Genomic DNA, 23,504 nt, shown 5'->3' on the forward strand with positions numbered 1-23,504 from the left:
GTGTCGAATGAAGGGGGACGCATGAATCGCGCCGAGACGGCGGACCGGGCGTGGCGATGTCCCGCGCCGAACCCCGGCGCCCGGGTGCGGCTGCTGTGTTTCGCCCACGCGGGCGCCGCGGCGAGCGTGTTCCGGCCGTGGACGGAACTGCTGCCGCCGTGGATCGAGCTGCACGCCGCCCAGCTCCCCGGCCGGGAGGACCGCTGGGGCGAACCGGCGCGGACGACGATGTCCGGTGTCGTCACGGATCTCCTGCCCGGGCTGACCGCGTTGGCCGACCGGCCGACCGTCCTCTTCGGACACAGCCTTGGCGCGACCATCGCTTACGAAGCCGTGTGCGCGCTGGGCAACGCGGGGCATCTGGTCGTATCAGGGAAAGAGACGCCTTATCAGCATCAGAGCGGTACTTTCCATACCGGGCCGGACGCCGAACTCGCCGCCGAGATCGCCCGGCTGCGAGGTGACCGGCCGACGTCGATGGCCGCGCTCGGCGGCGATTACCTGCTGCCCATCCTGCGCGCGGACTACGCCGTCAACGAAACATACCGGCCGGTCATGGGCCGGGAACGGCTGGCGTGTCCCATCACGGCCCTGACCGGCGTCGACGACGGCGAACTGACATCCGCACACGTGCACGCCTGGGCGGAATACACCCGCGCCGAGTTCCGGGCGGTGTTCGTGCCAGGCGACCACTTCCACGTCTTCGACCATCCCGCCGCCACGATCGCCGCGATCACCGCGGCCGCCGGCCCGCTCGCGGAAGGAACCACATGACCGAGGACTTCTACCACCGGACGGCGGAGTATGTCGCGGTGCTGCTCCGGCAGGCTTGGCGCGCCCTCGGCCCGGCGCTCGCCGACGCACTGTCCGATTTGGACACCAGTGGCGGGCCGGTCGTCGACATCGGCGCCGGAACCGGGCTCGGCACCGCGGTCCTCGCGGCCGCACTGCCCGACGCCGACATCATCGCCATCGAACCGAACCCGGCCCTGCGGACCGCGCTGCTCGCCCGATGCGTCGAGGACGACGATCTCGCCCGCCGCGTCACGGTCCTCGGCACCGATGCGCACTCCGCCCCGTTGCCGGACCGGCTCTCCGCTGTCATCGCGATGAACGTGCTCGGCCACTTCGACCCCGGTGAACGCCGGGCCCTGTGGGAGATCCTCGACGGCCGGCTCATCCCCGGCGGGCGGGCGCTCCTCAACCTGCAGCCGCCCACGACAGCCGTCACCGTACCCACGACCCCCATGGCGCGAGTGCGTATCGGTGGCCTCGAGTACTTCGGCGCCGCTGCCGCCGAACCCGCCGGCCCGGACACCATCACCTGGCGGATGACCTACCGGGTCGAGCGGCAAGGAGACGTCGTCACCGAGTTGACCGCATCCGATCTGTGGCACGTGATCACCGCGTCGGCGCTGGCGGACGAAGTCGCCGAGTACGGTCTCCGGCTCGCGGTCACCGACCCGGAACACGAGCTGTACGCGATAACCCGAGTGTGAGGTCGGAGTGTGGTCTGGAAACATCGTGGCCGCCCGCGGCCAGAGCTTCGATCGCCGTCTTGGTCGTCAGGCGTCGTCGTGCTCGGTGGCGGCGGGCTGCGGCGTCGGGTTCGGACCGGCGGCCAAATGCCAGTCGTTTTGGCCAGATGGCTGGCCATCGTGCAAGAACCTCAGTGCCGCCACCGGATCCCGTAGCAGTTCGCTGTGTTTCTCCAGTACGGCGGCCTGCATCTCGCTGACGGTGAAGACGACGAGATCGCCCGCTTTCTTGATCATGACGATGGAGCCCATGCGGACGATGGCGTTCTCTTGCTCTTTCACGACCGCGTGCAGCGCAGCGACGGCATCGGCCTTTGCCTTGTCGATCTCGGCTTGGCGCTTGCCGAGCCCCTCCAGTTCAAGAGCGCGCTCCAGCTTCGCCAGCCGGTCCCGCACCGGTTCGGATTCGGCGACCTCGCGACTGCGGGCCCAGAAGCGCTGCCACCAAGACCCCCGAACCGAGGGCTCTTCGACCGCGACCTCCAGTCCGAACTCCCGCAGCACGCGCACGACCGCGTCCTTCAAGACCGTGCCTTCATCGGCAGAGGTATAGACCGACGCCGGCGCCCACAGTCCGGCAGCGGCCATCGACCGTGCGAAGGACTTGAAGTCGGGTGCCGCCCAGGTCGGCCGGTTGTCGGAGACGGCCTCGTGCACCTCGTTTGCGAGGCTCGCGCGCCACTGCACGAGGTCCAGGCTCAACCGGTCGCGCATCGAGGTGAACTCAAGGCGTATGAGATCGGAGACAGTCACCGCGACCAGGCCGGCTATCTCGGCCGCCATCGACGAGTTCATGTCCCGCTGCCAGCTGGCGTCTTGGACCACATTCCGGAGCATGCTCTGGGTTTCGTGCAGATCGAGTCGTAGTACCGGGGAGTATCCGCTCGCGTCCCCAAGTTCCACCCGAACGGACGCGAAATCCTTGTTCAGACGCTTTACCTGACTTTGCAGGCCCCTCAGCTCCTGCAACTCCGCCGCGATGCGCTTCGACTCGCGTGCCATCTGGCCATGTACATTCTCCAGCCGCAATAGCGCGAACGTCGCGAGGCACACGGCTCCGGAGAGGACGGTCAGCCAGCTGAGCCGTCCTGTGGTCACGGCGACCAACACCGCGCCACCGAGTAACAGCAGCGGGCCCACCACCACGGGAGACCACATCGCGATCTGTCCGGCAAACCGTCGGCCTGGACGAGACGGGTGATCGGGGTCGGGGGAGAGGGCAGGGAACACTGCCCTGGAGGCCGCCCCTGCCGCACTCAGCCCTCCGAGGCAGAAGAAGATCCAATTCGCCGTGTCGGACGCAACCCAGGGAACTGTCACAGCGAGCGACTGTACGCGCACCCACGATCATTGTCTGCGGAATCGGTCGCCTCACGCGCCAAGATGAGTCACGGCAGGCCCGAAGTCCGTTGAAGGGATGGCCTGGGCTTCTTCGGTCAGGCGGCGAAGACGGTGCGGACGGCGGACTCGTCCCCGTCGATCTCGGCCAGCCCGAGGGCTCGGGCGTCTTCGAGGGTGAGGGCGCCGGCGGCGAGCCCGAGGACGCAGGCGGGGACGGCGCGGACCGTGGCATCCAATTCGCGGCCGTCATGCGGGTCGACCTCGAAGCCGGAGCGCGTCGCGCGGAGCTGGTAAGGCGGGCCACCGATCTCGAGGCCGATCGTCACCGCGGAGCGGACCTTCACCCGGGCACCGAGCAAGGCGGGGACGGCGAGCGCGAGCCACTCGGGCCGGAACGAGTCGTCGCCGGGGCCGCGCGTCATCAACGGGGTGGACCAGCGGATCAGGCTCTCGATCGGCTCACGAAGCTCGGCGCCCCACGGCGTGAGGGCGTACTCGACCACGCTGCCCGAGCCGGCCAGCCGCCGCTCGACCACGCCAGAGGCCTCCAGGTCGCGGAGGCGGTCGGCGAGCAGGTTGGTCGCGATACCGGGCAGGCCGTCGATCAGCTCCCGGTAGCGGGCGGGGCCGATGAGGAGCTGCCGGACGATGAGCAGATTCCACCGATCGCCCACGACTTCGAGGGACCGGGCGAGCCCGCAGTACTGGCCGTAGCTCCGCATCGTGTCCCTCTGCTTGTTTTTCTCAAGTGTGCGTGACAAGCTCAAGTCTACCGGAAGCCGGCGGAGAGGGGCAGCCATGTCGGACGTCGCCGCGAATGTGAGGCCCTCCTGGGTCGACGACGGCCTGTTCCCGTTCGAGAGCCGTTTCGTCGACATCGATGGGAACGCCGTCCATTACGTCGACGAGGGGTCCGGCCCCACGCTCCTGTTCCTGCACGGCAACCCGACCTGGTCGTTCCTCTGGCGCGACGTGATCCGCGCGCTGCGCGAAGACTTCCGGTGCGTCGCCCTCGACTACCCGGGCTTCGGGCTGTCGACACCGAAGCCCGGCTACCGCTACTGGCCTGAGGAACACGCCGACGTGGTCACCGCGTTCGTCGACGCGCTCGGCCTGAAGGAGGTCACTCTGGTCGGGCAGGACTGGGGCGGCCTGATCGGCCTGGCCGCCGTGCAACGGCGGCCGGGGATCTTCACCCGGCTGGTGCTCGCCAACACCTGGGCCTGGCCGGTCAACGGCGTCTTCCACTTCGAGTACTTTTCCCGCATCTTCGGCGGCCCTCCTGGCCGTTTCCTGGCCAGGAGGCTGAACTTCGTCGTCAACATGTTCGTCCCCTTTGGCCACCGGCGCCGCAAGCCGAACGCACTCGAGATGACCCACTACCGGCGGCCCATGGACACCCCCGAGCGACGCCGGGCCTCCGCCATGTTCCCCCACCGGGTCCTCGCCAGTCGCGCGTTCTTCGCCGAGATCGAGGCGGGGCTTCCGGGCATCGCCCACTTCCCGGCGCTGATCGTGTGGGGTGACAAGGACATCGCTTTCCGCCCCCAGGAACGCGAACGCCTGGAAGCCACCTTCGACGACCACACGACCGTGATCGTCGAAGGTGCCGGTACCTATGTGGAATCCGACGCGCCCGAGGAGTTCGTCACCGCGTTCCGCGACTGGGCGGCGGCGGTTTAGCCGCGGTCGTGGAGGGTGATCTGGTAGCCGTCGGGGTCGGCGAAGGTGAATGTCCGGCCGAAGGGGCCGTCGATCGGCGCGGAGACGATGGTGCGCCCGTCGGCGACGAGGGCGTCGTGAATGGCCTGGACGTCCGTGGCATGGAGCCAGATCGCGGTACCGATGCCGGGCTGCGCGACGGATCCGAGGTCGGTGCCGGGAATGACCTCGCGGAGCGCGAAAGCGATCGGCTTCGTCTCGAAGACGACGGCGTGCGGAGGTCCGGCCGGTGAGCGGACGAGGCCGAGGTACTGCTCGTAGAACGCCTGCGAAGCGTCGAGGTCACGCGCTTGCAGCGAGATGAAGTCCGGTCCGGTGGCGGGCAAGGTGATACTCCTGTTCGTCGTGTCAGCATCCTGACATAGACAAGAGTATGTCAGGATGCTGACACGAGTCAAGGTGCCCGCTGTTGACCTCTAGTTTGGTCGAGGTTCAAGGATGGGGGCATGACTCTCGAAGCGGACGAAATGCTCCTGTTCCGGAACACCATGCGGATCACCGACGGCCACCTGGAGGAGTTCACCGCCGCGGTCCGTGAAGCGATCGGCTTCGTCGAGCGCAACGCGCCACAGGTGATGGTGCAGACCTTCGTGGACGCCGAGCGCATGCTGGCCTACAGCTACCAGATGTACGCGGACTCGGCCGCCGTTCTCGAGCACTGGCGGGTTTCCGAGGACCAGATCAACGCCGTGTCGGCGCACTGCACGGTGGTGGACTTCCAGGTGCACGGCTCGCCGGACGAGCGGGTGCTGGCGGGACTGCGGGGCATGATCGACGACGGCACCGCTGTCGTGACGCCGCGGATCGCGGGTTTCGTGCGCGGCGCGGTCAGCCCTTGAAATAGCCCTTGAACAGGATCTCGCTGATCTTGGTGGTGGTCTCCTGGCCGGTTTCGTAGCCGTTCTGGATGACCTTGGTGTTGTTCATCAAGGCGAGCGTGTACCGCTCGTGCGGCCCGACGAAACCGACCGAGTTCATGATCCAGGAGCCGTCGTCGTTGTCGTCGGACCAGCCGTCCTTGTTGCCCGGGCGCGCGGCGGGCCCGGCGCCCCAGACACCCCACTGCTGGTTGACGTCGACGGTGCGCATCTCGTGGACGATGTAGTCGCGATGACGGCGGGGCAGCTTCGTCAGGACGTAGTTGACCAACCGGTCCAGGTCGTTCGCGGTGGTCAGGATCCAGCCCCAGTGGTGCGGGTGCTGGTCGGTGAACCGCATGTCGGTCATCCCGTAGGACGGGAAGCGCCGGGCGAACTCGGCCTCCCCGCCGTAGCGGGTCCACAGGGTGTGGGCGGCGGCGTCGTCGCTGGAGTTGAGCATGCGGTGCATCAGGTCGCGGTCTTCCGCGGTCAGCTGGACGGCGCCGGAGTCGTTGCGCAGCAACAGATCGACGACCATGGCCAGCTTCGGGGTGGAGCAGGCCCAGATGAGGGTTCCGGCGGCCGCGCTCCGGTAGACGGCGCCGGTCCACCGGTCCCGCAGGACGATCCCGGTGTCGCCGGGCCTGCTGTCGGCGTAGGCCTGGGCACGCGTGATGCGGGCCTGGAGTTCCCGGTCGAAGCCGGTCGTCGCGCCCGCGGGCGCGGCAGGTGTCAACGCGAGTACCACCAGCATCGCGGTCAGGATGGCGGAAAGCCTCTTCATGTGTTCCCCAGGTTTCGGTAGTGGTTCTTCCTGAGGTGCAAGACGTTCACGGGCGGCGGAGGTTGTCACGGTCACAGCGGCGGGTCGAACTTGCCGCTGATCGTGTCCATCTTCGTGCCCACGGGCGGGAATTTCGTCAGGAAGTCGTCCTTCATCCGGAAGTCGATGAACTTCTGCAGATCGGGCGTCAGGTTCTTGTATTCGGCGTTGAGCACGACGTGGTCCCGGATGCCGCGCTCTTCCGGGTTGACGGCGTCCTTCCATTTGACCTTGTCGCTGGCGGTGACCGAGTAGTCCACCTCCAGACGCCCGGCCTCTTGCCGGAACTCCGCCGGGGTCTTGTTGATACCCAGCACGTCCAGCTTTCGCTGCAGCTCCGGATCCTTCATCCCGCCGACGGCTTCCTTCACCTGGCCGATCTTGATGTCGGCCTCCTTGAGCTTCCCTTCGAAGTTGCCCGACATCTGGGCGTTCGCCTTGCGGGAGAGGGTGGTCATGTTGTCCGCGGTGCCGGAGCCGCCGAGCACCTGGTTCTGCAGGTGCCCCTTGATGAAGTAGCCGTTGGGGTGGTTGGGTTTGTACCCGATCTTGTCGTTGGGATCGGACGAACGCAGCTTGTCGAGTTCGGCCTGCAGGCGCGGATCGTAGTTCGAGTGGCCCTTGCCGTTCAGCCCGTCGACGTCGGTGAGGTGGTTGCCCGCGGGGTCGGTTCCGCCGGGGTACTCGCCCTTTCCGGAGCCGTTGAGCGTCCCCTTGCCCTCCTTGCCGCCGCCCTCCATCACCGTGCGGCCGGAATCGCCGTGCGACTTGTTGGCGTCGCCGGTGATCGGGGGTTCGTGCCTGCCCGTCTTGGGCTTCTTGGCGAAACCGGCGCCGTTGCCCGCGTTGCCCGCCCCCGGGTTCTGGTTCGCCGCGGGCCGCTTGGCCTTTTTGCATGGCGCCGGGGCGTTGAAGGCGTCGTCGTCGTCGAGGTAGGCGTACGGGTCGTCGGCGTAGTTGGTCTGCTTGCCCGAGTTCCTGGTCAGACCGAGCGGGTCGGCTTCGAGGAACGGGTCGTCGACGTAGGTCTCCGGATTCGGCCCGGGGGTCAGGCCGAGCGGGTCCGGCGAGATGTAGCGGGCGTTGACCGGGTCGTAGTAGCGGAAGAGGTTGAAGTACAGCCCGGTTTCCGCGTCGTGGAACTGGCCGGGGAACCGGAGCGGCGTTTCCGGGCGGGTGCCGGGAGCGACGAGACCCCAGACGCTCGTCCGGACCAGGCTCACCCGGCCGTCCACCGGGCCGACCAGCTCCGTGGGGGTGCCGATCTCGTCGGTGATCACCGCGGCGACCTCGGTCCGCCCGTCGGGCAGGGTGCGCGCCTGCGCCACCACCCGGTCCCCGTACGGATGACGGATCCAGGTCAGGGTCTCCACCGGGGCACCGCCGAAGGTGTGCCGGGCTTCGACGAGATCGTTGCCGTCCCAGGTGAAGTCGACCCGTTCGGCGACCGCGCCCGCGAGGTCCAGCCGCTCCTTGGCCACGCGCCGGTCCAGCGCGTCGTAGCGGTATCTCCACCGGGTGCCGTCCGGCGTGTGCACGGTGACCAGGTGGTCGTGCGCGTCCCAGCCGAACACCCAGGTCAGCTCGGTCCCGTCCGGTGCGGGCAGGGTCCGTCGGATCAGCCTGCCCTGTCCGTCGTGGACGTAACGCGCCGCGCCCGGGCCGAGCGACGAGGAGAGCAGATTGCCGAGCACGTCGTAGGTGTAGCGCTCGGCCGCGCCGTGATGGTGCGCCGCGGTGACCCGGCCCGCGTAGTCGTACTCGTAGCGCACTCCGCCCGCCGGGTCCTCCCGCGCGGCGACGCTGCCGTCCGGCCGCCGGTGGTAGTGCTTGACACCGGCCGGGGTGTGCTGCGCGACGAGCCTGCCCGCCGGGTCGAATTCTTGCCGCAGCAACGGGTTCGCCCCGGCGGAGACGGCGACCGTGCGGCCGTCGGCGTCTTCGCGCAGGGTCAGTTCGGTGCCCGCGATCCGCAGCAGTTCCGCCCCGTCCCCGGTCTGTCCCCAATGGACGTCCACTCCGGACGGTGTGCGCATGGTCTTGGTGTCGAGGGAATAGCCGACGGCGGTGTCCCCGGCCGTACTCGTCTGGCGGACGACGCGGCCCGCCTCGTCGTGTTCCAGCTCCACGACACCGTCCGGACCGGTGGCGCGCACGAGGCGCCCCACCGGGTCGTAGCGGTAGGTCTCGGTGCCCGACGGGCTGATCCGCTCGATCGGGTTGCCGAGCAGGTCGTACCGCCACTCCACGGTCTCGCCGGCGGCGTTGACCCGCCGCACCCGCTGCCCGGCGGCGTCGTAATCGCACCGGGTGACCCGGCCCGCGAAATCCTGCTGGGTGAGCAGCCGGCCTTCGGCGTCGTAGGTGAAGTGCCAGGTCTGCCCGGCGGGGTTGGTCACCGCGACGAGCCGCAATTCGGTGTCGTAGCGCCAGATGGTGCGCGCGCCGCCGGGATCGATCGTGGCGGTGATCGTGCCCATCGGGCCGTTCTCGGTGCGGGACGTCCTGCCGAGTTCGTCGGTGCGGGCGGTTTCCCGGCTCTCGCCGTCGAAGGCCCATTGACGGCGGGTCCCGTTCGCGGCGACGACCTCCCGAAGAGAGCCTTCCACCGTCCACGCGTACGTGGTCCGGCCGCCGGCCTCCTCGACCGCGCGCGGCCGCCCGAAGAGATCGACCTCGAGCCGGGGCACCACGTCACCCGGGGCGGGATCATCGACGTAGGCGTCCTCGAGGTGCTGGTCTTCGGTGACGCCGAGCGGGTCCGTGTACGGATCCGGCACGTTCGGGGCCGTGTACCGCCGCCGGAACACCCGGTCGCCGTCGGCCACCTCGATCGCGAGCTCGGTGGGGGTCCATTCCGTGAGCACCACGCGCGAGCCGTCGGCGCGGAGCACCGAGCGGAGCCGTCCGGCCGCGTCGTGCTCGAACTCCGTCCGCCTGCCGAGCTGGTCGGTGCGGTTGAGGAGCACGTCGCGCGGCCCGTACTCGCTCCGGATCACGCCGCCGAGCCGGTCGGTCACGCCCGCGGTGTTCCCGTCCTCGTCGAACTCGTACACCGTGCGAAGGCCGAAGGAGTCGGTGACCGTGGTGGTCCGCTCGCCGTAGCCGAGTGAAGTGTCGAGGTAGCCCTGGTCCCCGACACCCCGCACACAGCGGCCTCGCTCGTCGTAGACATAGCGGTACCAGGCGCCGCTGTGGTCGGTCCAGCCGGTGATCCGGCCTTCGGCGTCATGGCTGTAGCGGGCCGGATGGGGCGAGGAATTCGTGCGGACACTGAGATGTCCTCGCGTGTCGTAGTCGTAGCGGGCGACGGGGACCTCGGTGGCTTCGGCCAGCGCGCGGATCGCGCGGATCCGGCCGTCGGAGACGTCGAAGGCGATCCAGGCGCCGCCGGAGTGCCTGAGCTCGGCAGGGGCGCCGTCGTCGTCGTGTTCGAGTTCGACGTAGGCGTGATCCTCGGTGCGGATCTCCTTGAGCAGGAACAGATCCGGATCGCCTTCGGCCGGGACGAACCGGCGTTCGGTGCCGCGCCCGGGATCGGTCAGGAAGTACTCGGCACCCTCGCCGCGCAGCCGGCGCGGCGGACCGTGCAGGGCGGTCGCCTCCGTTCCCGGCGCGGGGACCGGGAACCGCAGGATCATCGCGTCGGCGGAGTAGTAGGTGACGGTCCCGTTCGCGACGGTCAGCCGCTCGTCCACCAGCGACGCCCACGACGGGCCGAACCAGCGCCCGCCACGGTAGGACGAGACGTGGTTGCGGACGACGAGCTGGCCGAGCGGTCCCGGCACGACCAAGTCGCTTTCGGTGACCAGCACGTCCCCGCTCTGGACGTCGATCGGGTCACCGCTGCCTTCCTTGCAACCCGGTTCGTTGGTCTCGGTCCGATTCCGCTTGTCTCCACCGCCTTTCGCGCCGGAGGTGGTGGTCGAGCCGTCGCCGTGCGAACCGTCGAGGCCACGCGAGTTGTCCGGCGGATCGTTCTTCGGCGGATCGTTCTTGGGCGGCGGGTCGTTCTTCGGCGGGTCGTTCTTCGGGGAGGAGTGGTCGCCCGACGGCGTGGTCGACTCGTCGCCGCCCTTGTCCTTGTCCTTGGGCGGTCCCTTGGGCTTCGTGTCCAGGTCCTTCGGCTTGCCCGAGGGTGTGACCTTGCCGCCCTTGAGGTTCTTCAACGCCTTCGCCGCGTCGTCGAACAGGTCCCCGGCCTTCTTCAACAGCGGGACCAGCGCCTTGAGCGCCTTCACCAGTTTGGTCGTCAGGTTGGTGATCTTCGCCGCCGTCTTCGCCACCGCGGCCACCACCTGCGGTACCACCCAGGTCAGCCCGATGCCGAGGGTGAACACCACCTGCAGCGCCCACGAGATCAGATGCCCGATCAGCTCGGCGATGATGTCGCGCACCAGGGTCCGCACCGCGGCGACGACCTCGCCCGCGGTCTTCACCCCGGACGACGCGCCTTCGGATCCCTTTTGCGCGGATTGGATCACGGTGGCCGTATCGGTCGCTTGTTTGCGGTAGGCGTCCGCCGCCTCGCCCTTCCACGACTCGAGGTCCTTCTTGACCAGGACGGTCAGCTCCTCGCTGACCTCGCCCAGTTCCTTGGCCACGTTCGCCCACGTCTGCGCCTGCGCCTGGACCTCGTCGGCGTTGCCCGCCAACGCGTCCAGCGCGTCCTTGAGCGGACCGACGTGCTCCATCAGCCACGACACCCCGGCCGCCAGGATCGCCCCGAACGGGTCCAGCGCCATCGAAAGCGCGTCCAGCGCGGTCCCGACCGCGCCCATCGCGACGCCCGCCCAATCCCCGGACTCGATCGCGGTCTTCAACCCGTCCGCGGTCTCCAGCAACGAGACGCCGGTGAACCACTTCGTCGAATCCTGAGTGGGCGCGATCAACGGATTGGACACGTGACTTGCCTCGCTTCAAGGTGATCAGGACGCCGGGGTGACAACCTTGTCATTCAATCATCAGGAGCGCGGCCGGATCCGGCGGCCTGTGGCGAGATCGCCGGTGAAGCGGGACAAGTCTGCCCGAACGGGCAGTCGGCCCGAACGTTCGAGACCGCGCCGTGCGCTCAAAGGGGGAGTGGCGACACGGAGTCGGCCTTGCGTACCAGCGCCGCGCCGAGGGCGCGGGCGGTGCGGGCGACGGCGTCGGGCATCGCGGCGAGTGGCTGCGGCGGCGCGAGCATGGCCGCGATCGAACCGACCGCGCGGCCGGTCGGCAGCGTGATGGCCGCTTCGATGGCGACGAGTTCGTGTTCCGCTTGCCAGACCGGGCAGAAGCGGCCGATGCGTTGCGGCACGGTCGATCCGGGGCGGAAAAGGAGGTGGTCTTCCGGCCGGGCGAGGCTGGCGGCGGCGATCAGGATATGCCCGTCACAGGGCACGGCGAGCACCGAACTCGCTCGCGTGGTCGCGGTCAAACGCCGGAGCTCGCCGCGGGCCAGCTCCAGCAGCCGTGGATAGGGTTGCCACGATTGGCCGAGCCGGAATGCCTGCGCGCCGACGCGATAGCGGTTTTCGCTGCGCTGGACAACCTCCAGTTCGGTCAATTGCTCGAGTAATCGGTGTGCCGTCGCTTTCGGTATCGAGCAGGAATTCGCCAGCTGGGTCAATCCCGCTTCACCTTGATGTCGTACCAAGGCATCCAATAGGGTGAAAGCGCCTTCGAGCACGCTTCTCGCTCTTCTCTTGGTCTCCACTGAAATCCCCTCGCGCGGTCCACTGGACGGAATCCTTGCTGACAAGGCCAACCCGTCGGTGTCAGGGTGGAACGGTCCCGGTTCGTATCGTCGGTCAAAAAGCGCGAACTGGGAAGAGTGCATCCACCGATCGGAAAGAGGTTCGAGCAAAATGCGAAGATCCATTCGGCTGGGGACGGCGTTGGCGGGTTTGCTCGCCGGTCTGCTCGTGGCGCCCGCGGCGGCCGCGGACGAGAGCGATGTCCGTGTCGCCGCCTCGCCCCCGTCGCAGAAGACCGCCGCGGACTTCGACGGCGACGGGTTCGCCGACAAGGCGGTTTGGCGCCCTGGCAACGGTATCTGGTATGTGATCCGCAGCAGCAACGGCAGCGTGGTGACGCAGCAGTGGGGTGTCTCGGGCGATGTACCGGTCGCCGCCGACTACGACGGTGACCATCGGGCGGACTTCGCCGTGTGGCGGCCGTCCAACGGTATTTGGTACATCATCCAGAGCAGCAACGGCGCGGTGGTGACCCAGCAGTGGGGCGTGGCCGGTGACGTTCCGTTGACCGGCGATTTCAATGGTGACGGCCGCTCCGATTTCGTCGTCTGGCGGCCGAGTAATGGGACCTGGTACGTGCTGGGTATCGCCACCGTGCAATGGGGTGTGGCCGGTGACGTTCCGGTGGCGGACGATTTCGACGCGGACGGCCGCACCGACTTCACCGTTTGGCGGCCGAGCGACGGCGTCTGGTACGTACGGGGAATCGCGACCCAGCAATGGGGTACCGCCGGCGACATTCCGGTGGCGGGCGATTTCAACGCGGACGGCCGGGCCGATTTCGCGGTTTGGCGGCCGAGTAACGGCGTCTGGTACGTGCTGGGTATCGCCACCCAGCAATGGGGTGTGGCCGGCGACGTGCCCGTGGGCGGCAATTTCGGCGGCGACCCGAGGGCGGACTTCGTGGTGTGGCGTCCGTCGAACGGGACCTGGTACGGCCTGAACCTGTTCACCACCCAATGGGGGACTCCGGGCGACATCCCGGTCTGAGCGCCGATCCGCCGCCTTCCGAGTGCGGAAGGCGGCGGGCCGGTCTACCACCTGACGAGCTGCCACTTCCCGTCGCGCCGCTCCATGGTGGCTTCGCGCAGTTCGGATTCGATGAAGGTGGCGTCGGCTTTCACCGCGTCGACCGGGATCGTGACACCCGTCGAATCCTCGGTGACGCGGGACCGATCCACCGTGGCGCCTTGCAGCGCCCGCTTTTCCGCGGGGGAATAGAACTGGAACGTGCCTCGCAGTGTCTCTTCGCACGGCCCGAGGCCGCGCTTTTCGAGTTTCTTGGTGGACAGCCTGCCGATCTCGCACGCCGTCGTGATGTCTTCGTCTCCGATGGCGTGCAGGAAGGCTTCGTATCGTCCGACCGCGTCGTCGGCGGGCTTGGCCCTCGACGGGGTGGCCTGCGTGGTGGCACCGGATTCGGCGGACGTCGCGGCCGGGAACGAGGGGGCGTTCGACGAGGTGTCGGCTCCCCCTGAACAGCCGGTGAGGAGCAGAGCGAACCCCGTGGTCAGGGGAAGCAGGCGAGCGAACATGGAACACCTTTCAGGTCGGCGTGACGCTGTGACCAGTCAATAGTTGCACTTTAGCTCAAAGTGTCACAGTAGTTCGGGCTTGTCACGCCGCCGGGCGTCGGCAAGTGGTCTCCGCGACCCTGGTTGTTTTCCTGAACCGTCGCCGAGGTGAATCAGGCGTGGCGGCCGATTCACTCTTCAGTGTTGTTCGCGCGGTTTGATTGTCGCTTAAAATTACGAACACGTGTTCGACTGGATTGCGGTATTATGGAGGTGTGTCCGAGACCTTCCTTCCCGAGTTGCCGCAGGAGCTGTGGCGCGCCGGCAAGCTGGAGCTTGCGCATGGCGTGGAGCAGTCTCTGCAGGTGATCAGGGTGGCGACCGCTTGTTTGGGGCGGTTTCTGGCGGAGATCGAGTCTCGTGGTGCCAAGGATTTGTATGGGTATGGCCGCACGGATAAATGGTTCGCCGATATGGCGGGATTATCGGTGAGTGAGGCGCGGGCGGTGGTGAACCGGGCCCTCGCCCTGAACCCGACCCGCGCGTTGGATGGCACAGAAGTTCCACCTGTCGCTCCCGCGACTGCTGCGGTGGCGGCGCAGGGGTTGGTCGGGGATGAGCGGATCGATCAGATCCTGGAGATTTTGAAGAATCTTCCGGCCGAGGTTTCGGCCGAGGAGCGGGCAGGTGCGGAGCAGATTCTCGCGAACCTGGCTCCGAGCGCCGGTCCGCGGCAGCTCGCTGAGGCCGAGGCGAATCTATTGGGCTTGCTGGATCCGGATGGCAAGGAACCGAAGGAGCCTGAGCCGAAGGAGCCGCGCCGCGAGATCACCCTGGAACGGCGGAAAGACGGGTTCTGGAAACTGACCGGCCTCCTCGATGACGAAACCGGGGCCCGGACGGCGGCCGCGTTGGAAGCGTATGCGCAGCCGCGGCCGGTGGATGAGTTCGGGCAGGCGGATCTGCGGATGAAGTGCGAGCGCATGGGAGATGCCTGGGTCGAGCTGTTGGACCTGGCGGTCGCCTGCCCGGATCAACCGGGCACCAGCGGCTACCGGACCTTGGTGCATGTCACCATCGGACTTGAGGAACTCAAATCCGGTCTCGGCACCGCCTGTCTCGATTTCGTGGGGACGATGACCGCGCGGGAAGCCCGACTGGCGGCCTGCGATTGCCTGATGTTGCCGGTCGTGATGAGCGCCGCGGGTGAACCCCTCGACCTGGGACGGCTACGACGGTTCGTCACGCCAGGCCAGCGCCGGGCGTTGAACATCCGGGACGGGGGTTGCGCGTTCCCGGGCTGTCATCGGAGACCGAAGAATTGCCATGCCCATCACATTCATCACTGGGCAGATGGGGGTCCGACAGATCTCCGGAATCTGGTGCTGCTGTGCAGCTTCCATCATCGCCTGATTCATCATGGTGATTGGGAAGTACGGATGGCGGCCGATGGGTTACCGGAGTTCATTCCTCCTCAGTATCGGGATCCGCTCCGGCAACCTAGGCGTAACACCCTGCATCACGTCTGAGCCTCGAGGCGCCCGTCGGCCATACCGGCGACGGGCCTCTCGTCATGCCCGGTGGTAGACCGTGTGGGTTTTGGGACATCTGACGTCCCAAAACCCACACGGTCCAGGACCTCAGGACCCTGCCCGCCATCACGCGGGCGATTCGCTCCGCAGGGCCCAGAAGAACCGCCACGCTTACCGCATACTGATGCCACTCCACGGTTCCATCATCGCCCGACCCGCCACAGCGACCGTGTGGATTTCAGGACATCTGACGTCCCAAAATCCACACAGTCCACGGACCTCAGGACCCTGCCCGCCACCACGCAGGCGATTCGCTCCGCAGGGCCCTCACCGTCCCAGCGGCCGCCCACCAGCGAAAAGACCCGGCTGCTGATGGCCGATGACCCCGACCAGGCCGAACTGTGGGCCGCGGTTGATCGCGGGTCAGGTCCGTGAAGGCCCCCTTCCCTCGGCTCAGCCGAGGAAACTCGACCTTCACACCTTCCCAAGTACGGCCGCATCAGGCAGCGAGTGACATTCGAGGGAGAACGGCAGACGAACCGGAAGAACCCGCCGATACCGAGTTCTGCCGGTCCTTCCTCATGGTCGCGAGCTACTCCGACCGGTGGAATCGAGGCCAAGGACGCCAACTAGTCAGGGAGGTCGGCGTGACAGGCCACCGCGGTACTCAGGTGACTTCGCTGGCGGACAGGGCGCCGTCGGCCGAAGGGAGCGCTTTCCTGGCGACGGTGCACGCCGAGCACCGAGACCACCTGCTGCGCTTCACCCGTAGCCTGCTTCCCGCCGACCCTCATCGGGCCGAGGACGTCGTGCAGGAATGCCTGTTCCGCGCCTGGCGCAACAGCGAGACCCTGATCGAGAAGCGCATCCCGCCGCGGCCGTGGCTGTTCAGGGTCGCCCGCAACCTCATCGTCGACTGGGCCCGCCGCGACAAGGCCCGCCCGGTCGTGTTCGGGGACGACGACTTCGACCTGCTGCCGGGTGACACCGACTTCGCCGACGAGGTCGTCGAGCGGTGCGTCGTCGAAGAGGGGTTGGCTCGGCTGACGCCGATCCAGCGCGAAGCACTCGACGAGGTCTACCGGCTCGACCGCACCCGCCAGCGTGCCGCCGCGAGCATCGGCGTGCCGGTCGGAACGGTCAAGTCCCGGGTGCATCACGCGACGATCGCCATGACCGAGGTGCTGGCCTGCAGCGGGGTCACCGCGGCGGGATGGTGACCGGTGGGCTCAGGCCGATTCGGGCATCGCGACACCGAGTTCGGCGGCCAGTTCGTGACCCATCTTCCTGACGAGCGGCGTCTCGTACCGGGCGCATTCGGCGAGGGCGTGCACCCGGTGAGCCTTGGCCTCGGCGGGTTTCCCCGCGGCCTCGGCCATTTTGGCCAGCTGGATCATGATCTCGATCTTGGTTTCGGATCGGCGTTCTTCGGTCAACGCGGACAGCAGTTGTACCTCGGCCTCGGCAGGCCGGTCGGCCTTGAGCAGGATCTGGCCGCGCAGGCGCTGTGCTCTCGCGACCGCGAACATCGCGCCATGTCGGCGGAACAGCGACTCGGACTCGTCCAGCAGGTCCAACGCGGTCGCGGTGTCTCCGGCCGCCGCGACACTCTCGGCGAGCCGGGTCAGCACCATCGACAGCAGTTCGTCGTTACCCGGCGCGGCGGCCGAACCACGGTAGTAGGCCTCGCTTTGCCGTTGGATGGCCACGGCTTCGTCGAATTCGCCGAGGGTGTGAAGCTGCTGGCCGAGCATGGACTGGGCCAGATAGTGGCCGTTCGGATACCCCGCCCGCTCGAACAGATCCGCGGCCTTCCTGCACAGCTGGACGGCCTCACGCGGGGAGCCGAGCCGCCGGGTGATCGCGGATCCGTAGTACCAGGCCCAGGCCTGGATGACCAGGTCGCCCGCTTCGGCGGCCGCGGCCACCGCGCGTTCATGCGCTTCGCGTGCGGTGTGCGAATCCCCGCAGAGCATGTAGTGCGCCCACGACACGTAGTTCAGCTGTTCCGCGGCGGACCGGACGTCGCCCAGTGCCTCGGCCGCCGCCGCGCCCGCGCCGTACACCTCTCGCCAGAGCGGGCCGGTACCGCGTAGATCCGAGTACCAGTGCATGGCCTGCGCCAGTTCGAGGACCTGTTCGTGCGCGCCGAGCGCCGCGGCCGACCGCAGCGCCCCGCGCCAATGGTGCAGTTCTTCGGCCAGCCACCGGCCCGCGGACTCCCGGTCTCGCACCGGGTCGGGCCCGTCGATCGTGCGGGTCACCTCGGTCCGGTCGTGATCGAAGTACTGCGCCGCCTTCGTCGCCACCGCGAGCAGCCAGTTCCGGAGCCGCTCGGTCGCCCTCCGCACCTCGTCGGCGCTTTCGGCGGTTTCGAGCTGCTCCTTGGCGAACACCCGCAGCAGATCGTGTGTGGTGTACCGCCCCGGAGTGCCGCTGAAGCCGAGCAGATTCGCTTCGGCCAGGTTTTCCAGCTCCGCCTCGACATCGTCCGCGGGACTGCCGGAAGCGATCGCGGCGAGCTCGACGGAGACGTCCGGGCCGTCCACCAGCGCCAGCCGCCGGAACACCCGGGCGGTTTCGGGGGCCAGATGGTGGTAGGAGAGCGCGAAGGCGGTGCGGATCTGGAGGTCGCCCGCGGTGAGCACGGACAACCGCCGCCGCTCGTTCTCGAGCTGGTCGGCGAGGTGCGCGATCGTCCACTGAGGACGGCTGGCCAGCCGGTTGCCCGCGATGAGCAAGGCGAGCGGCACGCCACCGCAGAGTTCCGTCACGCGCCGCGCCGCGGCCGGTTCCGCCTTCAGCCGTGTTTCCCCGGCGGCCACTCCGAGCAGGTCCACCGCCTCGTCGCCGGACAGGACGTCGAGGGCGAACCGGTGTCTCGCGTTCAACCCCGTCAACGTGCTCCGGCTGGTCACCAGCACCATCGAGCCGGGGCTGGTGGCGAGCAGCGGTCGCACTTGGGCCTCGTTGGCGGCGTTGTCCAGGATCAGCAGGATCTCGCGGTCGTGCACCAGCGACCGGTAGAGGGTGAGCCGGTCTTCGGGATCGTTGGGGAACTGGCGTTCGTCGAGTCCCAGCCCGCGCAGCAGCCGGCGGACGGCCCTGTCCGGGGTGAGTGGTTCGGGGTCCATGCCGCGCAGGTCGAGAAACAGGCAGCCCTGGGCGAAGCGGTGGGCGTGCCGGTGCCCGGCGTCCACGGCCAGCGCGGTCTTGCCGGCACCCGGAAGCCCGTGCAGCACCGCGACCTGGAGCCGGGAGGAGGCGGCGGCGGACTCCGCGACCTCGTCCAGCAGCCGTTGCTCGGCCTTCCGGCCGGTCAGTTCGGTGAGACAGGGCGGCAGGGCGGCGATGAGGACGGGATGGGGTGCCTCGACGGGAACGGGCTCTTCCGGTGCGGTCACCGGCCGCCGTCCGGACCGGGCGAGATCGGCGAAATCGCCCGCTTCCTTACCCGCCAGCCCCAGGCCCTCGACCAGCAGTTCCGCGGTGCGCCGCTGCGGGGTGCGGACCCGTCCGCGCTCCATGTCGCTGATGCTGCGGACGCTGATCCCGGTCCGCTCGGCCAGTTCCTCCTGGGTCATCGGGACACGCAACCGGTAGAAGCGAAGGAAGTCTCCGAACGCGGTCTTGTCCACGCTGCGTGGAACTCCTCTCAACGACGGCCATGCCGCTGGCAATCCTGCCATGGCACCGGTGAACCGCCGATGGCGGAAACGTCACAGGCCGGTCGTGAGGAGGCTCAGGGAAGGTCGGCGGGGGACAGCAGGCGCAGATCGGCGATGGTGGGAGCGCCGCTCGTGCTGAGCCTGCCCGCTTGGCGCGTCATCATGATCTCCAACACTTGTCGCGCGTAGCGGGCGTTGCCGAAGGTTTCGTCCCGTTCCACGCCCGCGAAATGCCGGCGCAGGGCGATGACCGTCTCCGGCGCGCATTCGTAGCCGTTCGAGGAGGCCATCCGGTGCACGATGGTGACCAGGTCGTCGGTGGAGTAGTTCTCGAACTCGATGTGCCGGGAGAACCGCGAGGCGAGACCGGCGTTGGAGGCGAGGAACGACCGCATCGCCGCCGAATACCCGGCGACGATCACGACGGTGTCGTCGCGGTGGTCCTCCATCAGCTTCACCAGCGTGTCGACGGCTTCCTGGCCGAAGTCGCCGCCCGTGGCGCCTTCGGGGGTCAGCGCGTACGCCTCGTCGATGAACAGCACGCCGCCGCGGGCGGAATCGAAAGCCTCCCTGGTCAGGTGGGCGGTGTGCCCGACGTAGCGGCCGACCAGGTCGGCGCGTGCGACCTCGACCAGGTGACCCTTGCGCAGCACGCCCAGCGCGGCGAGCAGCTCGCCGTAAAGCCGGGCCACCGTGGTCTTACCGGTACCGGGCGCGCCGGCGAAGACGAGATGGTTGCTGATCGCGGGGACCGGCAGTCCGGCCTGCCGCCGGGCGCGTGCGGTCGAGATCAGGTTCACCAGATCGTTGATCGCGTCCTTCACCCCGGTGAGGCCGATCATCGAGTCGAGTTTGGTCCGCAAGACCGTCAGTTCGTCGTCGTTGCCGTTTGTCGCGGCCTTCCCCGCGTCTCCGGGGACGTCGGCGGCGAGCAGGAGCGACAGGCTCTGGTCGTCGGCGTCCGGATCGCTCGCGAGCCGGAAAGCCTGCCGGTCCACCATCTCCTCGAACACCTTGCGGGCCGACCGGCCGTTGCCGAAGTCCACGCCGCGTTCCATCTGTCCGAAGTGGACGGACAGGGCGTTCCTGGTGTCCTCGGGCACCTGGTACTGGTGGGCGGTGCACATCTTCTCGACGATGGTGACCAGTTCGTCGGTGGAGTAGTTCTCGAATTCGATGGTCCGGGTGAACCGCGACGCCAGCCCGGGGTTGGACTGCAGGAACGAGGACATCTCCTGCGAGTAGCCCGCCGCGACCACCACGAGCTCGTCACGATGGTCTTCCATCAGTTTGACCAGGGTGTCGATGGCCTCGCGGCCGAAGTCCGGTCCGCTGCCCTTGCTCTGCGCGCTGAGGGTGTACGCCTCGTCGATGAACAGCACGCCACCGAGGGCCTTGGTGAACGTCTCGGTGGTCTTGATCGCCGTGCCGCCGACGATCTGGGCGACCAGATCGGCCCTGGCCACCTCGACCAGATGACCTTCGCGCAGGACACCGAGTTCGGCGAGGATGCTGCCGTAGAGCCGGGCGACGGTCGTCTTGCCGGTGCCGGGAGGGCCGGCGAAGATCAGGTGCCTGCTGGTCGGCGGTGCGACCATCCCCGCCTGTTCCCGCCGCCTCGCCATCTTGTTCAGGTTCACCAGTGTCTTCACCTGATGTTTGACGCCGCTGAGGCCGACGAGCTCCTCCAGCCTGGCCAGCGGGCCGGCCTCGCCTTCGGTGTCCTGGGGTGCGCCGCCGGGTTCGGTGACCGCGGTCGCCTCGGCGGTGGCGGTGACCGTGCCGTCGGTGTCCGGGGCGCCGTTGGCCTTGCTGGTCAGGTTCTCCACCGACAGCCGCGCGCCGGGCACGGTCGTCCGGAGACCGCCGCCGGCGTTGTCGGAGACGGTGCAGTCCACCACGCTCACCGTCTCGGCCGACTCGATCCGCACACCGTCACGGCGGTTCCCGCTGACGTCGTCGGCGGTCAGCTTCGCCCGCGCGCCCGCCTCCACCAGCACACCGTTGCCGCGGGAGCGCCGCACTGAGGAACGGGACAACATCAGCTCCCCGCCGTCCTGCACCAGCACGCCGTCTTCGCCGGCTTCGACGATTTCGCAATCACGCAGGGAACCGACACCACCGGGGCCGACGAGCACCGCGGACCGTTTCGGCTGATACACCCGAAGTGTGCTGACGTAAGGACTTCCGCCTTCGGAGACACTGAGCCCGGCTTTCCCGGCGTCGCGTACTTCGCAGTCTTCGACCCGGCCGCGGCCGTTGCCGGTGACCTCGATGCCGTTGCCCCGGCAGGCGTTGAGCGTCGCCCGGCGCAGCAGCGGGTTCGCGGCCGCTCGCACCAGCACACCGTGGCCCGCCACGTCCCGGATCTCCAGCCGGTCGAACTCGGCCGTCGCGCCGTCGGTGACCACGAGACCTTCCGCCGCGCCACCGCGGACGGTCGTCCGGCTGAACGCCGGCCCGCTCGCCTCGTCGACGTGGATGCCGGCGCCGGTCGCGTCGGAGACCTCGCAGTCCTCGAAGGTGCCGCGGGACCGGCCGGTGACCCGGACTCCCACCCCGCCGGTTTTGGCCGTGCGGCAGCGGCGCAGCATCGGATCGGCGCCGTCGGCCACGATGATCCCGTCACCGGTGGTGTTCGTGGTGCGGCATTCTTCGAGGACGGGGGAGGAGTGCGTGCTGATGAAGACGCCGCTCGCGGTGTCGCGGACGGTGGTGTCGAGCACCTTCGTCGCGCTGTCCTCTTCGAGCGCGATCCCCGGCCTGCCGGTCGAGGAGATGTCGCAGTGCTGGATGGTGCCCTGCGCCTGCCCGTTCGCGCAGACGCCGTTTCCCTCGGCGTGCCTCAGCGTGCAGTCCCGCACCATCGGATTCCCGCGTTCCGCGATCACGACGGCGGAGGTCCGCACGTGCTCGATGACGCAGTCCTCGATCGTGCTGGGCGCGGGCGAGGTGACCACGATCCCCGCGCCGCCGGGGTTGGTCACGCGGCAGCCGCGCATCGCCAGCGAACCCGAATCGCGGGCCAGCACCGCCGTCCAGGCCGCGCCGATGATCTCGCAGTCCTCCACCGCGGCCTGCCCGCGTGCGACGTCGACGGCGGGCAGGGTCTCGTGCTGCCCCCGCAGCACCAGGCCGGTGAGCTTGACGGCTTCGGCGGCGAGCTGGACCGCGCTGCCCTGGCGTGCCACGACCTCGACGGTTCCGCGCGCGTCGCTCGCCGCGATGGTGACCACCTTGGTCACCACGAGGGATTCGTCGTAACGGCCGGGGAGCACGGAGATCACCGTGCCGTTGCGTGCGTCCTGCAACGCCGCCGAAATCGTGCGATACCCCTGGTCACGGTCCACCGTGAGCACGTGCCGCGACACGAGCGCTCCCCTCGTCGTTCTCCGAACGGAACCCGTCCAGCGGCTCCACCCTGGACAACGCGGCGGAGGTCCCATTGGGTTCATCGGCCCGGCGATCCTGCCGGTGGTTCTTCCTGGGCGGGCCACGCGGCCCGTGCTGGACTGGGACGATGAGGCGACCCCTGGCCGTGGCGTGCGTGACGCTCACCTTGCTGGCGAACGGCGGTCTCGCGGCCGCGCAGGACACCGAGCTCCCGCAGATCCCGCAGACACTGAAGGCCGGGCAGGCGTGCACTTCCTCCTCGGGCAAGAAGATTCCTTCGGCGCCGTGGCAGCTGCCTTATCTCGGCGCGGACCGGCTTTGGGCGCTGTCGACGGGCGAAGGCGTCACCGTCGCCGTGGTGGACACCGGGGTCGACAAAGCGGTCCTGCCGGTCCAGCCGATCGGTGACGCCGGCACGGACTGCGTCGGGCACGGCACCGTCGTCGCGAGTCTGATCGCGGCGCCCCTGGCGGACGGTGCCAAGGTTTCCGGGCTCGCGCCCGGGGCACGGGTGCTCGCGGTGCGCGGGACGGAGAAGACCGGCGCGGCGACCGCGGCGAGTATCGCGGGCGCCCTCGACGGCGCGGTCGCGGCGGGCGCGCGGATCATCTGCGTCGCCACGGCCGTCACAGAAGCGGATCCCGCGCTGAAACAGGCGGTCGACCGGGCCGTGGCGGCGGGCGCGCTGATCGTCGCGGCGGCGGGCAAGGACGCGACCAAGGCGCGCGACGCCTCGCCGGGTCCGTTCTACCCGGCGGCGTTCCCCGGCGTGCTCGCGGTGTCCGCCATCGGCCCGGACGGGAAACCCGACGGCAAGGCCGCCCCCGGATCCCTTGCCGCACCGGGAAATCTCGTCGTGGGCCAAGGGCCGGGCGGCGGCGCCGCGATCGGCGTGGGCCCGGCGTTCGCCGCCGCGCACGTGGCGGCCGCGGCGGCGCTGATCCGGTCGTACCGGCCGGAGACGACCGCCGCCGACCTCGTCCGGCGGCTGCGGGACACCGCGTCACCGCAGGCCGGGGTCGCCGTGCTCGACCCGCTCGCGGCCCTGACGTCGCTCTCGACCGCGGCGGGCGCCGCCACCGCGCGCCGGGAACCGGTGGTGGTAACGCCCGGAGCGGACCCGGGGCCCGTGCGGCAGACGGCTTGGACGGTGGTGACGGTGGTCGTGGTGGCCGTCGCTTTGCTGGGCGCTGCCGCCGCCGTGGTGCCGCGGGGACGGCGGCGAGGATGGCGTGCCGGGCCGCGGGAGTCGTGAGCGGCGGTTCGGGATCTGTTGAGGGATAAGGCGAAGGTGGGGTGTCGCGAAAGCCACTTTCGCGACGTGTGATGTCCGGAAAGTGGCTTTCGCGACATGATCGCAGACGGCCGCGAG

General features: G+C 68.7%; 17 protein-coding genes. 8 read left to right on the forward strand and 9 right to left on the reverse strand.

The features are described 5' to 3' along the window. Positions 1 to 21: 21 nt before the first annotated feature. Both ACIBTM_RS36570 and ACIBTM_RS36575 read left to right on the forward strand, forming a co-directional pair. On the forward strand, positions 22 to 774 hold the full coding sequence (locus ACIBTM_RS36570; RefSeq protein ID WP_395881736.1) for a thioesterase II family protein: 753 nt from the start codon (positions 22 to 24) through the stop codon (positions 772 to 774). Continuing rightward, complete coding sequence (locus ACIBTM_RS36575; protein ID WP_395881737.1) at positions 771 to 1,499, forward strand: class I SAM-dependent methyltransferase; 729 nt, start codon at positions 771 to 773, stop codon at positions 1,497 to 1,499. The genes ACIBTM_RS36570 and ACIBTM_RS36575 overlap by 4 nt, the downstream gene beginning before the upstream one ends. A gap of 66 nt (positions 1,500 to 1,565) precedes the next feature. Here the strand turns inward: ACIBTM_RS36575 and ACIBTM_RS36580 are convergent, their stop codons facing one another. Together ACIBTM_RS36580 and ACIBTM_RS36585 are read right to left on the reverse strand one after the other, a co-directional pair. Continuing rightward, a complete protein-coding gene (locus tag ACIBTM_RS36580) occupies positions 1,566 to 2,684 on the reverse strand; it encodes a hypothetical protein (protein ID WP_395881738.1) in 1,119 nt (372 codons plus the stop codon). Positions 2,685 to 2,974: 290 nt separating this feature from the next. Further along, positions 2,975 to 3,601: a winged helix-turn-helix transcriptional regulator gene (locus ACIBTM_RS36585; RefSeq protein WP_395881739.1), complete on the reverse strand. Its 627-nt coding sequence runs from the start codon at positions 3,599 to 3,601 to the stop codon at positions 2,975 to 2,977. Between the two features lie 76 nt (positions 3,602 to 3,677). On the opposite strand from ACIBTM_RS36585, the gene ACIBTM_RS36590 reads away from it, so the two are divergent. After that, the gene (locus ACIBTM_RS36590; RefSeq protein WP_395881740.1) at positions 3,678 to 4,562 is read left to right on the forward strand and encodes an alpha/beta fold hydrolase; all 885 of its coding nucleotides are present in this window, start codon (positions 3,678 to 3,680) and stop codon (positions 4,560 to 4,562) included. On the opposite strand, the gene ACIBTM_RS36595 is transcribed toward ACIBTM_RS36590, so the two are convergent. Then, positions 4,559 to 4,927, reverse strand: coding sequence for a VOC family protein (locus ACIBTM_RS36595; protein ID WP_395881741.1), 369 nt, complete (start codon positions 4,925 to 4,927; stop codon positions 4,559 to 4,561). The genes ACIBTM_RS36590 and ACIBTM_RS36595 overlap by 4 nt on opposite strands. 120 nt (positions 4,928 to 5,047) lie before the next feature. Between ACIBTM_RS36595 and ACIBTM_RS36600 the strand changes: the two genes are divergently transcribed. Next, positions 5,048 to 5,440 (forward strand): hypothetical protein, encoded by a 393-nt coding sequence (locus ACIBTM_RS36600; RefSeq protein WP_395881742.1) that lies wholly within the window; start codon positions 5,048 to 5,050, stop codon positions 5,438 to 5,440. Here the strand turns inward: ACIBTM_RS36600 and ACIBTM_RS36605 are convergent. From ACIBTM_RS36605 to ACIBTM_RS36615, 3 genes are all read right to left on the reverse strand, one after another. Next, positions 5,430 to 6,245: a serine hydrolase gene (locus ACIBTM_RS36605; protein ID WP_395881743.1), complete on the reverse strand. Its 816-nt coding sequence runs from the start codon at positions 6,243 to 6,245 to the stop codon at positions 5,430 to 5,432. The two genes, ACIBTM_RS36600 and ACIBTM_RS36605, sit on opposite strands and share 11 nt — an antisense overlap. Before the next feature lie 71 nt (positions 6,246 to 6,316). Next, positions 6,317 to 11,188, reverse strand: a complete 4,872-nt coding sequence (locus ACIBTM_RS36610; RefSeq protein WP_395881744.1) for an RHS repeat-associated core domain-containing protein — start codon at positions 11,186 to 11,188, stop codon at positions 6,317 to 6,319. Positions 11,189 to 11,355: 167 nt separating this feature from the next. Then, the gene (locus tag ACIBTM_RS36615) at positions 11,356 to 11,958 is read right to left on the reverse strand and encodes a helix-turn-helix domain-containing protein (RefSeq protein WP_395881745.1); all 603 of its coding nucleotides are present in this window, start codon (positions 11,956 to 11,958) and stop codon (positions 11,356 to 11,358) included. Between the two features lie 178 nt (positions 11,959 to 12,136). Between ACIBTM_RS36615 and ACIBTM_RS36620 the strand changes: the two genes are divergently transcribed. After that, positions 12,137 to 13,015: an FG-GAP-like repeat-containing protein gene (locus ACIBTM_RS36620; protein WP_395881746.1), complete on the forward strand. Its 879-nt coding sequence runs from the start codon at positions 12,137 to 12,139 to the stop codon at positions 13,013 to 13,015. 44 nt (positions 13,016 to 13,059) lie between these two features. Here the strand turns inward: ACIBTM_RS36620 and ACIBTM_RS36625 are convergent, their stop codons facing one another. After that, positions 13,060 to 13,560, reverse strand: a complete 501-nt coding sequence (locus ACIBTM_RS36625; protein ID WP_395881747.1) for a hypothetical protein — start codon at positions 13,558 to 13,560, stop codon at positions 13,060 to 13,062. 254 nt (positions 13,561 to 13,814) lie between these two features. Between ACIBTM_RS36625 and ACIBTM_RS36630 the strand changes: the two genes are divergently transcribed. After that, complete coding sequence (locus ACIBTM_RS36630) at positions 13,815 to 15,068, forward strand: DUF222 domain-containing protein (RefSeq protein WP_395881748.1); 1,254 nt, start codon at positions 13,815 to 13,817, stop codon at positions 15,066 to 15,068. Positions 15,069 to 15,718: 650 nt separating this feature from the next. Continuing rightward, positions 15,719 to 16,291: a sigma-70 family RNA polymerase sigma factor gene (locus ACIBTM_RS36635; RefSeq protein ID WP_395881749.1), complete on the forward strand. Its 573-nt coding sequence runs from the start codon at positions 15,719 to 15,721 to the stop codon at positions 16,289 to 16,291. 9 nt (positions 16,292 to 16,300) lie between these two features. Here the strand turns inward: ACIBTM_RS36635 and ACIBTM_RS36640 are convergent, their stop codons facing one another. Next, entirely contained in the window at positions 16,301 to 18,709 is a 2,409-nt protein-coding gene (locus ACIBTM_RS36640; protein ID WP_395881750.1) for an ATP-binding protein, read from the reverse strand. Between the two features lie 104 nt (positions 18,710 to 18,813). Then, the gene (locus ACIBTM_RS36645; RefSeq protein WP_395881751.1) at positions 18,814 to 22,110 is read right to left on the reverse strand and encodes a right-handed parallel beta-helix repeat-containing protein; all 3,297 of its coding nucleotides are present in this window, start codon (positions 22,108 to 22,110) and stop codon (positions 18,814 to 18,816) included. Positions 22,111 to 22,259: 149 nt separating this feature from the next. Here ACIBTM_RS36645 and ACIBTM_RS36650 point away from each other — a divergent pair, with 149 nt between their 5' ends. Continuing rightward, on the forward strand, positions 22,260 to 23,387 hold the full coding sequence (locus ACIBTM_RS36650) for a S8 family serine peptidase (RefSeq protein ID WP_395881752.1): 1,128 nt from the start codon (positions 22,260 to 22,262) through the stop codon (positions 23,385 to 23,387). Positions 23,388 to 23,504 lie beyond the last annotated feature (117 nt).

The sequence above is a fragment of the Amycolatopsis sp. NPDC049868 genome, from assembly GCF_044461365.1.
Classification (GTDB): domain Bacteria; phylum Actinomycetota; class Actinomycetes; order Mycobacteriales; family Pseudonocardiaceae; genus Amycolatopsis.